This is a genomic window from Streptomyces griseus subsp. griseus (assembly GCF_003610995.1).
GTDB lineage: Bacteria > Actinomycetota > Actinomycetes > Streptomycetales > Streptomycetaceae > Streptomyces.
Window position 1 is genome coordinate 2,140,265 of sequence record NZ_CP032543.1, and the last position, 15,813, is coordinate 2,156,077.

10 protein-coding genes are annotated in these 15,813 nt (G+C 71.6%); 2 read left to right on the top strand and 8 right to left on the bottom strand.

Annotated features, from left to right (window positions below):
* Nucleotides 1-77: 77 nt before the first annotated feature.
* Both D6270_RS09965 and lepA read right to left on the bottom strand, forming a co-directional pair.
* Entirely contained in the window at nucleotides 78-1,967 is a 1,890-nt protein-coding gene (locus tag D6270_RS09965) for an AMP-dependent synthetase/ligase (protein ID WP_109165741.1), read from the bottom strand.
* A 269-nt stretch (nucleotides 1,968-2,236) separates the two neighbouring features.
* A complete protein-coding gene (lepA, locus tag D6270_RS09970; RefSeq protein WP_109165740.1) occupies nucleotides 2,237-4,111 on the bottom strand; it encodes a translation elongation factor 4 in 1,875 nt (624 codons plus the stop codon).
* 228 nt (nucleotides 4,112-4,339) lie between these two features.
* On the opposite strand from lepA, the gene rpsT reads away from it, so the two are divergent.
* The gene (gene rpsT / locus D6270_RS09980; protein ID WP_109165738.1) at nucleotides 4,340-4,606 is read left to right on the top strand and encodes a 30S ribosomal protein S20; all 267 of its coding nucleotides are present in this window, start codon (nucleotides 4,340-4,342) and stop codon (nucleotides 4,604-4,606) included.
* A gap of 569 nt (nucleotides 4,607-5,175) precedes the next feature.
* On the opposite strand, the gene holA is transcribed toward rpsT, so the two are convergent.
* Nucleotides 5,176-6,162 carry a DNA polymerase III subunit delta gene (gene holA / locus D6270_RS09985; protein WP_109165737.1) on the bottom strand — a complete coding sequence of 329 codons (987 nt, stop codon included), beginning with the start codon at nucleotides 6,160-6,162 and terminating at the stop codon, nucleotides 5,176-5,178.
* Between the two features lie 92 nt (nucleotides 6,163-6,254).
* On the opposite strand from holA, the gene D6270_RS09990 reads away from it, so the two are divergent.
* Entirely contained in the window at nucleotides 6,255-6,500 is a 246-nt protein-coding gene (locus D6270_RS09990; protein ID WP_109165736.1) for a hypothetical protein, read from the top strand.
* 84 nt (nucleotides 6,501-6,584) lie between these two features.
* On the opposite strand, the gene D6270_RS09995 is transcribed toward D6270_RS09990, so the two are convergent.
* From D6270_RS09995 to leuS, 5 genes are all read right to left on the bottom strand, one after another.
* Nucleotides 6,585-8,909, bottom strand: coding sequence for a ComEC/Rec2 family competence protein (locus D6270_RS09995; RefSeq protein WP_264081504.1), 2,325 nt, complete (start codon nucleotides 8,907-8,909; stop codon nucleotides 6,585-6,587).
* A gap of 503 nt (nucleotides 8,910-9,412) precedes the next feature.
* The gene (locus tag D6270_RS10000) at nucleotides 9,413-10,126 is read right to left on the bottom strand and encodes a ComEA family DNA-binding protein (protein WP_318780016.1); all 714 of its coding nucleotides are present in this window, start codon (nucleotides 10,124-10,126) and stop codon (nucleotides 9,413-9,415) included.
* A 656-nt stretch (nucleotides 10,127-10,782) separates the two neighbouring features.
* Nucleotides 10,783-11,628 carry a DegV family protein gene (locus tag D6270_RS10005; protein ID WP_109167511.1) on the bottom strand — a complete coding sequence of 282 codons (846 nt, stop codon included), beginning with the start codon at nucleotides 11,626-11,628 and terminating at the stop codon, nucleotides 10,783-10,785.
* A 214-nt stretch (nucleotides 11,629-11,842) separates the two neighbouring features.
* Nucleotides 11,843-12,622 (bottom strand): hypothetical protein, encoded by a 780-nt coding sequence (locus tag D6270_RS10010; protein ID WP_109165734.1) that lies wholly within the window; start codon nucleotides 12,620-12,622, stop codon nucleotides 11,843-11,845.
* Between the two features lie 138 nt (nucleotides 12,623-12,760).
* Nucleotides 12,761-15,634: a leucine--tRNA ligase gene (leuS, locus tag D6270_RS10015; protein WP_109165733.1), complete on the bottom strand. Its 2,874-nt coding sequence runs from the start codon at nucleotides 15,632-15,634 to the stop codon at nucleotides 12,761-12,763.
* Nucleotides 15,635-15,813 lie beyond the last annotated feature (179 nt).

Sequence of the window (15,813 nt, forward strand, 5' to 3'; positions counted from 1 at the left end):
CACAGGCGGCCGGGCACCTGGGGGTCCGGCCGCCCCGCCCGCGTGCGCCGACCCCTCGGGGACGGCGTCGGCCCGCGCTACGCCTCGCGCGATCCCGCGTACATCTCGTCGATCAGCCCCTGGTACTCCCGCTCCACGACCGGCCGCTTCAGCTTGAGGCTCGGGGTGAGTTCGCCGTGCTCCACGTCCAGGTCGCGCGGCAGGAGCCGGAACTTCTTGATGGTCTGCCAGCGCTGGAGCCCCTCGTTGAGGCGCTGCACGTACCCGTCGATCAGCTCCACGGTCTGCGGGGCGGCGACGACGTCCGCGTACTCCCTGCCCTCCAGGCCGTTCTCGGCGGCCCAGCTCAGGATGGTGGGGCCGTCGAGGGCGATGAGCGCGGTGCAGAAGTTACGGTCCGCGCCGTGCACCAGGATGTTGGAGACGAACGGGCAGACCGCCTTGAACTGGCCCTCGACCTCGGCCGGGGCGACGTACTTGCCGCCCGACGTCTTGATCAGGTCCTTCTTGCGGTCGGTGATGCGCAGGTAGCCGTCGGCCGACAGCTCGCCGATGTCACCGGTGTGGATCCAGCCGTCCGACTCCAGGACCTCTTCGGTCTTGTCGGGCAGCTTGTGGTAGCCCTGCATGACGCCGGGGCCGCGCAGCAGGATCTCGCCGTCGTCCGCGATACGCACCTCGGTGCCGGGGAGCGGCTTGCCGACGGTGCCGGTGCGGTAGGCCTCGCCCGGGTTCACGAAGGAGGCGGCGCTGGTCTCGGTGAGGCCGTAGCCCTCCAGGATGTGCACCCCGGCACCCGCGAAGAAGTAGCCGATGTCGGGGGCGAGGGCGGCGGAGCCGGAGATGCAGGCCCGCAGCCGGCCGCCGAAGGCGTCGCGGATCTTGGAGAAGACCAGCTTGTCGGCGACCTTGTGCTTGGCGCCGAGCGCGAAGGGGACGGAGGCCTTGCCGGTGCGGCGGTAGTTGTCCTGGGAGACCTTGGCGTACTCGCGGCCCACCCCGGCCGCCCACTGGAAGATCTTGTACTTGGCGCCGCCGCCCGCGCGGGCCTTGGAGGCGACCCCGTTGTAGACCTTCTCGAAGATCCGGGGCACGGCCGCCATGTAGGTCGGCTGGACGACCGGCAGGTTCTCGATGATCTTGTCGATGCGTCCGTCGATCGCGGTGACGTGGCCGACCTCGATCTGGCCCGAGGTGAGGACCTTGCCGAAGACGTGGGCGAGCGGCAGCCAGAGGTACTGCACGTCCTCGGCGGTGATCAGGCCGGTCGCCACGGTGGCCTTGGCCATGTACGACCAGTTGTCGTGCGGCAGCCGTACGCCCTTGGGGCGGCCGGTGGTGCCGGAGGTGTAGATGAGGGTGGCGAGCTGGTCGGCCGTGATGGCGGAGACCCGCTCGGTGACCGCGTCCGGGGTCTTGGCGAGGAGCTCCTTGCCCTGCGCCTCCAGGTCGGCGAGGGTGATGATCCAGCCCTCGGGGTCACCCTCGGCGGGCTCCACACCGGCCGGGTCGATGACGACGACATGGGCGAGGTCGGGCAGCTCGGCGCGGCGCTCACGGGCCTTGGCCAGCTGCTCGGCGTCCTCGGCGATGAGGATGCGGCTTTCGGAGTCGGCCAGGATGAACGCGGACTCCTCAGCGTTCGTCGAGGGGTAGACCGTGGTGGTCGCGGCGCCCGCGCACATCACGCCGAGGTCGATGAGGATCCACTCGACCCGGGTGGCGGAGGAGAGAGCGACCCGCTCCTCCGGCCGCACGCCGAGCGCGATCAGGCCCGCGGCGATCGCGTGGACCCGCTCGGCGGCCTGGCCCCAGGTAAGCGACTTCCAGTCGTCGGGACCCTCGCCCGAGGCCGATGGAACCGGGTAGCGGTAGGCCTCCCCGTCCGGGGTCGCCGCCACGCGGTCGATGAAGAGGGCCGCCACGGAGGGCGGCCGGTTATCGATCAAGGTCTGTGTGTCGCTCACGACGTCCTCCGGGCCTGCGGCATTGCTACGACCGGCTTCTTTGATACTGCGACGACTGCTGCTGTCCTGCTGCGCAACCTGCTTGTTCGGCTTGTTTAACTGGCGAGTAACCAACGATGCGTGATCAGAGTAGAGCGCACGCGTCCGCCACGTAAGAGGCAACGGGCCGCCGCTTTCATAACGAAAGGGCCCTCACATCGCACGTTACTGCGGTGTGAGGGCCCTTCGGACCGTTCGTCGCCCAGGGGTGGGACCGGGTCGCGGCGGGGCTACTTCTTGCCCTTGCTCTCCCCGGCGGACTCGTCGGTCGACAGCACCGAGATGAAGGCGTCCTGCGGAACCTCCACGTTGCCGACCATCTTCATCCGCTTCTTGCCCTCCTTCTGCTTCTCCAGCAGCTTCCGCTTACGGGAGATGTCACCGCCGTAGCACTTGGCGAGGACGTCCTTGCGGATGGCGCGGACCGTCTCACGGGCGATGACCCGGGCGCCGATGGCCGCCTGGATCGGCACCTCGAAGTTCTGCCGCGGGATGAGCTTCTGGAGCTTGGCGACGAGCCGGACGCCGTACGCGTACGCCTTGTCCTTGTGGGTGACCGCGGAGAACGCGTCCACCTTGTCGCCGTGGAGCAGGATGTCGACCTTGACGAGCTGGGCCGACTGCTCGCCGGTGGGCTCGTAGTCGAGGGAGGCGTAACCACGGGTCTTGGACTTCAGCTGGTCGAAGAAGTCGAAGACGATCTCGGCCAGCGGCAGCGTGTAGCGGATCTCGACGCGGTCCTCGGAGAGGTAGTCCATGCCGAGGAGGGTGCCGCGGCGGTTCTGGCAGAGCTCCATGATCGCGCCGATGAACTCGGTGGGGGCCAGCACCGTGGCGCGGACGACCGGCTCGTGCACCTTGTCGATCTTGCCCTCGGGGAACTCGCTCGGGTTGGTGACGGTGTGCTCGGTGCCGTCCTCCATCTCGACCCGGTAGACCACGTTGGGGGCGGTGGCGATGAGGTCGAGGCCGAACTCGCGCTCCAGCCGCTCACGGACCACGTCCAGGTGGAGCAGGCCGAGGAAGCCGACGCGGAAGCCGAAGCCGAGCGCGGCGGAGGTCTCCGGCTCGTAGACGAGGGCGGCGTCGTTGAGCTGGAGCTTGTCCAGCGCCTCACGGAGGTCCGGGTAGTCGGAGCCGTCCAGCGGATACAGCCCCGAGAAGACCATCGGCTTCGGGTCCTTGTAGCCGCCCAGCGCCTCGGTCGCGCCCTTGTTCAGGGAGGTGATCGTGTCACCGACCTTGGACTGCCGGACGTCCTTCACACCGGTGATGATGTAGCCGACCTCGCCCACCCCGATGCCGTCGGCCGGAGTCATCTCCGGGGAGGACACCCCGATCTCCAGCAGCTCGTGGGTGGCGCCGGTCGACATCATCCGGATGCGCTCGCGCTTGTTGAGCTGGCCATCGACGACACGGACGTAGGTGACGACACCGCGGTACGAGTCGTAGACCGAGTCGAAGATCATCGCGCGGGCGGGGGCGTCCGCGACACCGACCGGGGCCGGCACGTCGCGCACGACCCGGTCGAGCAGCGCGTCCACGCCGACGCCGGTCTTGGCGGAGACCTTCAGCACGTCCTCGGGCTGGCAGCCGATGAGGTTGGCCAGCTCCTCGGAGAACTTCTCCGGCTGGGCGGCCGGGAGGTCGATCTTGTTGAGCACCGGGACGATGGTGAGGTCGTTCTCCATCGCGAGATAGAGGTTGGCCAGCGTCTGTGCCTCGATCCCCTGCGCGGCGTCGACCAGCAGGACCGTGCCCTCGCAGGCCGCGAGCGAACGGGAGACCTCGTAGGTGAAGTCCACGTGGCCCGGGGTGTCGATCATGTTGAGGACATGGGTCAGCCCCTTGTCCTCACCCTCGGTGGGGGCCCAGGGCAGCCGGACCGCCTGGGACTTGATGGTGATGCCGCGCTCGCGCTCGATGTCCATCCGGTCGAGGTACTGAGCACGCATCTGCCGCTGGTCGACCACACCGGTCAGCTGGAGCATCCGGTCGGCAAGGGTCGACTTGCCGTGGTCGATGTGCGCGATGATGCAGAAATTGCGGATCAGCGCCGGGTCGGTACGGCTCGGCTCGGGCACGTTGGAAGGAATCGCGGGCACGCAGGGTCCTGATTCTTGAGACGCCGAACGCCGTGTCTCGGGTCGATGTCGGGTCGGTCGGATCGTCGGTCGGATCGATACGTAGGCTCCATCGTCCCACGCCTGCGGGACAGAGACCGGTTTGGGCCGGTCGGAGGGTGACTGCTACCGTGGACAGATGTGCCTCGTGGCTCTCACGAGCGGCGCGGCTCACCTGGAAGATCCAACGAACCTGAAAAGGCTCTATTCGTGGCGAACATCAAGTCCCAGATCAAGCGGAACAAGACCAACGAGAAGGCGCGCCTGCGCAACAAGGCCGTCAAGTCGTCGCTCAAGACCGCGATCCGCAAGGCCCGCGAGGCCTCCGCTGCCGGTGACGTCGAGAAGGCCACCACGGCCGTCCGCGACGCCTCCCGTCAGCTCGACAAGGCTGTCTCGAAGGGTGTCATCCACAAGAACGCCGCCGCCAACAAGAAGTCGGCGCTGGCCTCCAAGGTTGCCGCCCTGCAGGCCTGAGCTTCTTCCCGAAGCTCACTGATGTGAACGCCGGAACGGACTCGACGGGCCCTCTCTCCCGCCCCTGACCGGCACCCCGCGCCGCACACCGAACCTGCGTTCGCCACGCGGGTGCGGCGCACCAAGAGCACCACCCGGAAGCCCCGACCGCCGATCTCCCCAGATTAGCGCTCCGGGGCTTCCGGGCGTTAGCCCCCCTTGTGGGCCCCGTCCGGGACATCTCCCCAGCCGGGGCCGACGGCGTTCCGAGCCCCGCCCGGGGCACCCCCGGCCCATCCGGGGGGCAGCACCCCACTGGGGCCGGGGACATTTCCAGCCCGCCCAGGGCAACCCCAGCCGGAGGCGGGAGCATTTCCGGCCGGGGCCGGAACATTTCCCGCCCGTCCGGCGCTTGAGGACGGAGCCGGTGCTCACACGAGGACCCGCACCCCATGGGGAACGCGGACGGCACCAGCCCGCCGGGGGCAGCCCAGCCGAGGCCGCGGCATATCCAGCCCGTCCGGCGCTTGAGGACGGAGCCGGTCACGACAGGGCCCCTCACCCCGCGGCGAACCCGGGAGGCGGAGCGGCTACCGACCCGCCCTCGCGGCCCGGGCCACAGCGACAACGGCCTTCTCCAGGGCGTACTCGGGGTCATCCCCCCCACCCTTCACCCCCGCATCCGCCGCAGCCACGGCCCGCAGGGCCAAAGCCACCCCATCCGGCGTCCACCCCCGCATCTGCTGCCGCACCCGGTCGATCTTCCACGGCGGCATCCCCAGCTCGCGAGCGAGATCGGCCGGCCGCCCGCCCCGTGCGGAGGACAGCTTCCCGATCGCCCGCACCCCCTGCGCCAGCGCACTGGTGATCAGCACCGGCGCCACCCCCGTCGACAGCGACCACCGCAGCGCCTCCAGCGCCTCCGCCGCCCGCCCCTCGACGGCCCGGTCGGCGACGGTGAACGACGACGCCTCGGCCCGCCCCGTGTAGTAGCGCCCGACGACCGCCTCGTCGATCGTCCCCTCGACATCCGCGATCAGCTGCGACACCGCACTGGCCAGCTCCCGCAGATCGCTGCCGATGGAGTCGACGAGCGCCTGGCACGCCTCCGGCGTCGCGGACCGCCCGTGGGTCCGGAACTCCGACCGTACGAAGGAGAGCCGCTCGGCCGGCTTGGTGGTCTTCGGGCAGGCCACCTCCCGGGCACCCGCCTTGCGCGCCGCGTCCAGAAGCCCCTTGCCCTTGGCCCCGCCCGCATGCAGCAGGACGAGCGTGATCTCCTCGACCGGCGCCCCGAGATACGCCTTGACGTCCTTGACCGTGTCGGCCGCGAGATCCTGCGCGTTCCGCACGATCACGACCTTGCGCTCGGCGAAGAGCGAGGGGCTGGTGAGCTCGGCGAGCGTGCCGGGCTGCAACTGGTCGGACGCCAGATCACGGACATCCGTATCGGCGTCGGCAGCGCGGGCCGCCGCCACCACCTGCTGCACCGCACGGTCCAGGAGGAGGTCCTCCTGGCCCACGGCGAGGGTGAGGGGGGCGAGCGGGTCGTCGGTGGAATTCTTCCTGGTGGCCATCGCGATCCAGCATCCCATGACCCGCTGACAGCCCAGGGCGGACCGGCCGCCCCAGGGTCAGGGCCACAGGTGCCGTACCGGAGAATGACCGGGTGAGCGATGTGAGACATGTACTGGTGCTGCCGGACCGCGACGCCGCCGAAGAGGTGGCCGGGGAGCTGGCGGACCGCTTCGGCGTCGCCGAGGAACCCCAGCTCGTACGGGACGCCCTGGCCGGCGAGGACGACGCCGAGGACGCCCAGTGGCTGGTGATCGTGGAGGACCCGGCCGGCCGCCTGGACCAGGCCGCGCTGGACGACTTCGCCGCGGAGTACGAGGGGTGGCTGGAGAAGCCGTAGGCGAACGAGCGGCCCGTCCGCGACCTGAGGCTCTCCGGCCCCTGCCCGGTCCCGCCTTCCACCGTCGCCTCCGCTTCCCACCGGTCAGCCCTCCCCTGCTGAACGGCCCACTGCCCGCAGCTCCTTGCCCGTGCCCGTCACCGCGATGGCCCCGTCGGTGTCGGTACGCAGGACCCGCGCCCCGGCGGCCCGGAGCGCGTCCACGGTCCGGGGCGACGGATGGCCGTACGGGTTGTCCGCGCCGCAGGAGATCAGCGCCAGCCTCGGCCGTACGCTGTCCAGCAGCCCCGCGCCCTGGAAGGCCGAGCCGTGGTGGGCCACCTTGAGGACATCCACCTGCGGCAGCCCCGCCGGGCTGTGCAGCAACCTCAGCTGCGCCGGTGGTTCGAGGTCGCCCAGGAGCAGCAGCGTCAGGCCTCCCCCGGTCCGTACGTGCAGGGTCACGCTGGAGTCGTTGGCCCCGCCCGCCCCCTTCACCGCACCGGCTCCCCCGGGCCCGTCACGCGGCCAGAGGACCCGCCACTCCAGCGGTCCCGCCCGACGCCGCTCACCCGGCACCGCCCGCACCATCGCGACCCGGGCCGCTGCCGCCGTACGCCGCACGAACGCGGCCTGCTCCGGCGGCTCGTCCAGGCTCGTCGTCTGCACCGCGCCCACGGCCCTGCCCCGCAGCACGCCGGGCAGCCCCCGGACGTGGTCGGCGTGGAAATGGGTCAGGATCACGAGCGGCACCCGCGTGACGCCGAGATCGCGCAGACAGCGGTCGACCGAGCGGGGATCAGGTCCGGCGTCCACGACCACCCCCGTCCCCTCCCCGGCCGCGAGCACCATCGCGTCCCCCTGCCCCACGTCGCACAGCGCGAACGCCCAGTCCGGCGGCGGCCACCCCGTCACGATCCGGGTCAGCGGGACCGGCCGCAGCACCACCAGGACCAGGAGCAGCGCGGCTGCCACGCAGAGCCAGGGGTGGCGTACCAGCCGAGGCGCGAGCAGCACGACCAGGAGTGTGAGAAGAGCGAGGAGAGCGGCACCGGCCCAGCCCCCCGGCCACGGGGCCTCCGCCCCCGGGAAGTCCGCCCCCGTACGAGCCACCGAGGCGATCCATCCGGCCGGCCACCCCGCGACCCGGGCCAGCAGTTCGGCCACCGGCGGGGCGACCGGCGCCACGGCCAGCGCCGCGAACCCCAGCACCGTCGCGGGCGCCACCGCGAACTCCGCCAGCAGGTTGCACGGAATCGCCACCAGGCTCACCCGTGAGGCCAGGACCACCACCACGGGCGCGCACACCGCCTGCGCCGCAGCAGTAGCCGCCAGCACCTCGGCGAACCGGACCGGCATCCCCTGCCGTTGCAGCGCGGCACTCCACCGCGGCGCGAGCGTCAGCAGGGCTCCCGTGGCCAGGACGGACAGCAGGAACCCATAACTCCGGGCCAGCCAGGGGTCGTACAGCACCAGGAGCACAACGGCCGCCGCCAATGCGGGGATCAGCGACCTGCGGCGGCCGCTCCCGATGGCGAGGAGAGTGATCAGGCCGCAGGCCGCCGCGCGCAGGACACTCGGCTCGGGACGGCAGACGACGATGAACGCGAGCGTCAGCGCTCCGCCGATCAGCGCGGTCCCCCGCAGGGAGATGCCCAACTTGGGTGCCAAACCTCGCCGTTCGCTGCTCAGCGCCGAGCCGGGCGGGCCGATGAGGAGGAAGAGAAGGATCGACAGGTTGGCTCCTGACACCGCCAACAGATGTGTCAGGTCGGTCGACTTGAAGGCATCGTGGAGTTCCGGCGAGACCCTGGAGGTGTCCCCGACCACCAGCCCCGGCAGCAACGCCCGCGCGTCCGCGTCGAGGCCGTCCGTCGCCTCCCGCAGCCCGAGGCGCAGCTCCCCCGCCACGCGCTGGACGGCTGTCGGGGGTCCGGTGATCCGGGGCGGCCCTTCGCTGTCCACGCGCAGGACGGCGGCCAGGCGTTCACCCTCATGGGCGGGGGGTGAGAGGCGGCCGCCGACGCGGAGCCGGGTGGAGGGCAGAAGGTCCTGCCACTTCGCCAGGTCGTCCCCGGGCGAGACCATGAGGAGCACGGGCGTACGGACCCGGGTGCGGGGGCCGCCTGGTGCGGCCACCTCAGTGATGTCCGCGCCGATCAGGAGCATGTCCGGGGTGCTGTGGCTGCCCCGCACGCGGGTGCGGGTCGGCCGGGGGTCGGAGGTGACCCGCACCTCGGCGTCGATCCGCGCATGCTCCTGGGCCAGCCCGGGGACGGGCCCGCGCCGCACATCCGCACCGTGCAGCCCGGCCGCGGCTCCGCCCGCCGCCGCACAGAGCAGCACGGCCCCCACCGCGACGGCCCGCCTGCGCCCGAGGGACCCAGCTCGCGTGGCGACCCTGGATCCGGAGGGTGCGGCTGCGCCCATGGACCGGTCGGGGGCGGCGGCACTCCTGGATCCGGCCAGCGCGACAGCACTCCCTGATCCAGCCGGTGCGGCGACGCTCGTGGTCCGGGTGGGTGCGGCGACGCTCGTGGCCCCGGCGGGTGCGGTGGCACTCCGGGAACCTGTCGGTGCGGCGGCACTCCCGGAACCCGCCGGTGCGGCCCGCCTCGATCCGGGGGACGCGGCGGTACGTCTGCCCCCAGCGGGTGTGACTGCCCACCTGCCTCCGGTCAGTGGGGCGGCCCGCCTGTCCCCGGCGGACGCAGCTGCCAGGAGCACTATCGCCGCTACGACACAGATCGCGGCACCCACTGTCACCCAGCGTCCCGGCAGCCCCAGCGCGAGAGCCGCAGCCCCCCAGACCGCCAGGGCCGGCGGGACGAGCCGCAGATCCGTCGGCCCCTCTTTCCGCGCCGGAACCGCCCCCGGCTCACGGCTTGTGGCGGTGACCGTGTCCCGGTCGGCCACGCCCGGCCCCGGGCTGCTCATGGCTGCACTAGCGGTCGGATGTCGGCGAACCGGCGGTCGCCGATGCCGTTGACCTGCCGGAGCTCGTCGACAGACCGGAATCCGCCGTTCTCCGTGCGGTGGTCGATGATGTGCTGCGCGAGCACCGGACCGACCCCCGGCAGCGTTTCGAGCTGCTCCTTGGCCGCCGTGCTCAGGCTCATCAGGGCCGCCGGGCCAGAGGCCCCCGGTACGCTCGCCGCCCCACCGGTCGTACCAAGGGCTGCCGGGGCCTGGGGCACCCCCACCGCGACCTGTTCACCGTCCATGAGTACGCGCGCACGGTTGAGACCCGAGACATCGACCCCGGCACGCACACCGCCCGCCGCCCGGAGCGCGTCAGCCACCCTCGAACCGGCTGGAAGGCTCCGGACGCCCGGCCGGTGCACCTTGCCGCTGACATCCACCACGATCTCCCCGGCCGGTTCGGGCGGAGGGGAAGGCGGTGTGCCCGCGACCGGCCGGGGCACCGGGTCCGCGCCTCCGGCCCGTAACGGATCCTCGGCCGCCGCCACAGCCCCCGCCTCCACCGTCTCGGGCGCACGCACCCCCTGCGGGCGCACGGACCAGAAGTGGAAGGCGGCGAGGCCGACGGCGGCCAGCAGCACCAGGGTCAGTGCCGCGAGCGTCCGTGGCGCCAGCCCCCACCTGAGCCGCACCCACAACGGCACCCGGTCCCAGATCCCCGACACGACATTCCCCGCCCGCACACGCACAGGCGCCAGGGTCTGGGCCTCCTCCCCCGCGCGGTCGTCGGACAGGTGGCAGGTGTCCGGGCTCGGGCTGGGCTCCGGGACCACACCTGGGATCGGCTCCGGCACAGGAAGCGCACCCACGCTCGGCTCAGCGACCGCGCCCTGGCCCGGTGCCCCCGCCATCAGCGCGTCCGCCCGGCGCCTCGCGGCCGTCGCGGTCAGGGCGGCACGGCCACGCGCGGACCCCTGCCTGCCATGGCGGGCGCCCGGCCGGACACCGGGACGGACCCCCGCCCGGCCGCTCGGACGGCTGCCGGGACCGGGCCGCACCCGGCGCCCCGCCACCGGAGCACGCTCGGCAGCGGCCGCCACCCCCGCAGCCGCGCCGCCGGAAGCCGACGCCGCAGACGGGACCGGAGAGGGAAGAGGAGACGGAACCGGAGGCGGAGAAGCCACGGGCGGAGCAGCGGCGGACGAAGGGTCAACGGGAGCTGGAGCAAACGGGGCACCGGGCATCGACACCCGAGAAGTTCGAAGGGCCATGCCTCACGACGTTAGGCACAACCGCCCGAACCCGCTGAACAGCTCTGATTCCTGTGGACAACCGGCCAGTTGTGGATATCCCCGTCACCCGTACGAGGGCCTCCGCGCCGTCATCGCGGCGAGATCACCACGCCGAGCAGCCCCGGCCCCGTGTGCGCCCCGATCACCGCGCCCACCTCGCTGACGTGGAGGTCGGCCAGCCCAGGCACCCGTTCCCGCAGCCGCTCGGCCAGGCGCTCCGCGCGCTCCGGCGCGGCGAGGTGGTGAACGGCGATGTCCACCGCCGCCTCACCGGCCCGCTCGGCGACGATCTCCTCCAGACGGGCGATGGCCTTGGACGCCGTCCGTACCTTCTCCAGCATCTCGATCCGGCCGCCGTCGAGTTGGAGGATCGGCTTCACCGCGAGCGCGGAGCCCAGCAGCGCCTGGGCCGTGCCGATGCGGCCTCCCCGGCGGAGGTAGTCCAACGTGTCGACATAGAAATAAGCGGACGTTCCGGCGGCCCGCTTCTCCGCCGCCGCCACGACCTCGTCCAGGCCGCTACCCGCCTCCGCGCTCTCCGCAGCCGCGAGCGCGCAGAAACCCAAGGCCATGGCGACCATGCCGGTGTCCACCACGCGCACCGGGATCGGCGCGTCCTTCGCCGCGAGCAGCGCGGCGTCGTACGTGCCCGAGAACTCCGCCGACAGGTGCAGGGAGACCACAGCGTCGGCCCCGCCCTCGGCCGCCGTCCGGTAGGTCGCGGCGAAGACCTCGGGGCTGGGGCGGGAAGTGGTCACGGAGTGGCGTTTCTGCAGGGCCAGGGCGAGCGAGCGGGCCGAGATCTCCGTGCCCTCCTCCAGCGCCTGATCGCCCAGGACGACGGTCAGCGGCACCGCGGTGATGCCGTGCCGTTCCATCGTCCGGCGCGGCAGGTAGGCCGTGGAATCAGTGACGATAGCGACATGGCGGGACATGAGCCGGAGGTTACCCGCCGAGGTGAGAGTCCGGGAGCCCGGCCCCGGCTCCGCGATCATTCCTGGTCACTTCGGAACTCGTCCTGTCACCATCCGCCACCGCGACCGGTGCCGACACTGCCGCCCGCCGCCCGCCACTGGCCACACCGGCCGAAAGGGCCGTCCAGCACCGGACAGTCCCGCTGGGCCAGACGCCCCCCGGCCGACCCCGCCCTCAGTTTGTCGTCTCCGGCCGCGCAGACTTCTGCCACGGGTACCTCGTCCGCAGGTGCGGGTCCGGTGCCGTGATCGCCTGTGGGGCCTCCTCGCGGGCCGGTCCACCCCAGGACTCGTCCGCCGTGCTGCTACCGGCCCCGGCCCCGGCGGCGGCCGGCTCGGGCCATTCCACCCCGGCGTCGCGTCCCCGGGGCGCCCCGGTACCCGGCCCGGCGGAGGCTCCCGGCCGCTCCTCCACGGTCCAGTGCCGCAGGGCCCCCGCCTCGATGTCGATCTGCGCGTTCAGCGCGTCCAGGTCGTCGTCGGCGAACTGGCGGGCGCGGTCGCGGGCCGCCCAGCGCAGTGAGTCCGCCGAGTGCGTGATCCGTTGCGTGCGCTCCCTCAGCTGCGGCAGCAGGCCTGCGACCGTCGCCCGGTCCGGCTCGCGCTCCAGCCGCTTCAGCTCGTCGTCCAGCTCCAGGCCGTGGACGCTCAGCCGCCGGAAAAGGCCTACCGACTCGGCGAGCGAGGAGTCCTCCGCCACACCGGCGTGCAGGGCGTCCTGGGTGGCGCGCATCGAGGTGCGCAGGGCGAGGCGGAGCTGTGCCAGCTCACCGGCGACGCCGGTCTGGCCGAAGCTCTTGGCCCGGAGCGTGGTGTCCTCCACCGTGCGGCGGGCCTGGGTGATCGTGCGGTCCACGCCTCGCTTGGCCGCGCCGACGGCCTTCACCGTCGCATAGACGCCCAGCGCCATGAAGGCGACGAAGAGCAGCGCCAGGATCGTGATCGTGGCTTGCATGAAGGCCCCTCGGTGTCTCGATGCGGCTGCCGGTAGCGGTCGCTCCCCTCCACCGTAAACGGAACGGGCAGGCCTAGGGTTCCTTCGGAACCCCCAACCTGCCCGTAGGGGATGGCCCTGACCGCGTGCGGAGGCGGGCTACGCGGGGACGATGTTCACCAGCTTCGGCGCCCGCACGATCACCTTGCGGATCCCGGCGCCGCCCAGCGCCGCGACGACCGCCGCGTCCGCCAGGGCCAGCGCCTCCAGCTCCTCGTCCGTGATGGAGGGGGAGATCTCCAGGCGGGCCCGGACCTTGCCATTGATCTGGACGACACAGGTGACGGTCTCGTCCACGGCGTACGCCGGGTCGGCCACCGGGAAGTCCTGGTGGACGACGGAATCGGTGTGGCCCAGCCGGCGCCACAGCTCCTCCGCGATGTGCGGGGCCAGCGGGGCGATCAGCAGGACCAGCCGCTCGGCCACCGACCGCGACAGCGGGCCGCTCGCCTTCGTCAGGTGGTTGTTCAGCTCGGTGATCTTGGCGATGGCGGTGTTGAACCTCATCCCCTCCAGGTCCTGGCCGACTCCGTCGATGGCCTTGTGCAGGGCCCTCAGGGTGTCCTCGCCGGGCTCCGTGTCGACCACGGTGACCTCACCGGTCTCCTCGTCGACCACATTGCGCCACAGCCGCTGCAGCAGCCGGTACTGGCCGACCACGGCACGCGTGTCCCAGGGGCGCGACACATCCAACGGGCCCATCGCCATCTCGTACAGGCGCAGGGTGTCCGCACCGTACTCGGCACAGATCTCGTCCGGCGTGACCGCGTTCTTCAGGGACTTGCCCATCTTCCCCAGGACGCGGCTGACCTTTTCGCCCCCGTAGTAGAAGGCGCCGTCGCGCTCCTCCACCTCGGCGGCGGGGACGGCGATGCCCCGGGCGTCGCGGTAGACGAAGGCCTGGATCATGCCCTGGTTGTACAGCTTGTGGAACGGCTCGGCGGACGAGATGTGGCCCAGGTCGTGCAGCACCTTCGACCAGAAGCGCGCATACAGCAGGTGCAGCACCGCGTGCTCGGCGCCGCCGACGTACAGGTCGACACCGCCGGTGGGCTGCCCCTCGCGCGGGCCCATCCAGTACTGCTCGATCGCCGGGTCGACCAGCTGCCGGTCGTTGGTCGGGTCCAGGTAGCGCAGCTCGTACCAGCAGGAACCGGCCCAGTTGGGCATGGTGTTGGTCTCGCGGCGGTAGTTCCGCGGACCGGCGCCGTCGCCCAGGTCCAGCGTGACGTTGACCCAGTCCGCGTTGCGCGACAGCGGGGTCTCCGGCTGGGTGTCGGCGTCCTCCGGGTCGAAGGTGCGCGGCGAGTAGTCCTCGACCTCGGGCAGCTCCAGCGGCAGCATCGACTCGGGCAGCGGGTGGGCGATGCCCTCCTCGTCGTACACGATCGGGAAGGGCTCGCCCCAGTAGCGCTGGCGGCTGAACAGCCAGTCGCGCAGCCGGAAGTTGACGGTTCCCTCACCGACGCCGTGCTCCTGCAGCCAGTCGGTGATCTTCGCCTTGGCCTCGACGACGCCCAGGCCGTCCAGCGAGATCTCGTCGTTGGCGGAGTTGACCAGCTTCGCTTCGTACGAGCTGAAGGCGTCGTCCCACGTGGCGGGGTCGGTGCCGCGGTCGTCCGAGGGCTGGACGACACAGCGCATCGGCAGCTCGAAGGCGCGCGCGAAGGCGAAGTCGCGCGCGTCGTGCGCCGGTACGGCCATGATCGCGCCGGTGCCGTAACCCATCAGGACGTAGTCCGCGATGAAGACGGGGACCTTCTCGCCGCTGACCGGGTTGGTCGCGTACGCGCCGGTGAAGACACCGGTCTTGTCCTTGGCCTCGGCCTGCCGCTCCACGTCGGACTTGGCGGCGGCCTGCTTGCGGTAGGCGGTGACAGCCTCGGCCGGGCTGGCGTGGCCGCCGGTCCACACCGGGTGCGTTCCCTCGGGCCAGGCGGCCGGAATGATCCGCTCCACCAGGTCGTGCTCGGGCGCCAGCACCATGTAGGTGGCGCCGAACAGGGTGTCCTGACGGGTGGTGAAGACGGTGATGCCGCCGGCGGTGTCGACCGGGAACTCGACCCGGGCACCCTCGGAGCGGCCGATCCAGTTGCGCTGCTGCAGCTTGATGGCCTCGGGCCAGTCCAGACCGTCCAGGTCGTTCAACAGCCGGTCGGCGTAGGCGGTGATGCGCATGTTCCACTGGCGCAGCTTGGCCTTGAAGACGGGGAAGTTGCCGCGCTCCGAACGGCCGTCGGCGGTGACCTCCTCGTTGGCCAGCACGGTGCCCAGGCCGGGCGCCCAGTTGACGGGCGCGTCGGAGGCGTACGCCAGGCGGTACCCGCCCAGCAGGTCGGCGCGTTCGGCGGCGCTCAGCGCGCTCCACTCACGGCCGTCGGGGGTCTCCCGGGTGCCGTTCTCGAACTGCTCCACCAGCTCGGCGATCGGGCGGGCCCGGTCGGCCTCGGTGTCGTACCAGGAGTTGAAGATCTGCAGGAAGATCCACTGCGTCCACTTGTAGTACTCGGCCTCGATCGTCGCGAACGAGCGGCGGTTGTCATGGCCCAGACCCAGCCGGCGCAGCTGGACCTTCATGTTCTCCATGTTGGCCTCGGTGGAGACCCGGGGGTGGGTGCCCGTCTGGACCGCGTACTGCTCGGCGGGCAGGCCGAACGCGTCGAAGCCGAGGGTGTGCAGCACGTTGTGGCCGGTCATCCGCTGGTGGCGGGCGTAGACATCGGTGGCGATGTAGCCCAGCGGGTGTCCGACGTGCAGCCCCGCACCCGAGGGGTACGGGAACATGTCCATGATGAACTTCTTCGGCTTGGCGGCCAGCTCCGGGTCGCCCGCCAGGTCACCGGTGGGGTTCGGTGCCTCGTACGTCCCCTCCGCGTCCCAGAAGTCCTGCCAGCGTGCCTCGATGTCGGCGGCCATCGCCGCCGTGTAGCGGTGCGGCGCGGCCGTCTCGGCTGCGGAATTCGTCTCGCTCATGATCCTCAAAGCTCCATCGATCGTCATCTGCCGGGAAACGAAAAATCCCCTCGCACAGGAGGGGACGCCGCGCTGACTCCGACCAGGCGTTCTCACCGGTCGGGTCTGTTCAGCGCGGCTCGCTAAGCAGAAGGCGTACGGCACGCATGGCGTCAGGGTACCGCACGTGCCCGGAGGGG

Coding starts and splice junctions, on each gene's coding strand:
- D6270_RS09995 (WP_264081504.1), bottom strand. CDS start 8,909: ATGGGCGCAGCCGCACCCTCCGGATCCAGGGTCGCCACGCGAGCTGGG.
- D6270_RS10005 (WP_109167511.1), bottom strand. CDS start 11,628: ATGTCCCGCCATGTCGCTATCGTCACTGATTCCACGGCCTACCTGCCG.
- holA (WP_109165737.1), bottom strand. CDS start 6,162: ATGGCCACCAGGAAGAATTCCACCGACGACCCGCTCGCCCCCCTCACC.
- D6270_RS10010 (WP_109165734.1), bottom strand. CDS start 12,622: ATGCAAGCCACGATCACGATCCTGGCGCTGCTCTTCGTCGCCTTCATG.
- leuS (WP_109165733.1), bottom strand. CDS start 15,634: ATGAGCGAGACGAATTCCGCAGCCGAGACGGCCGCGCCGCACCGCTAC.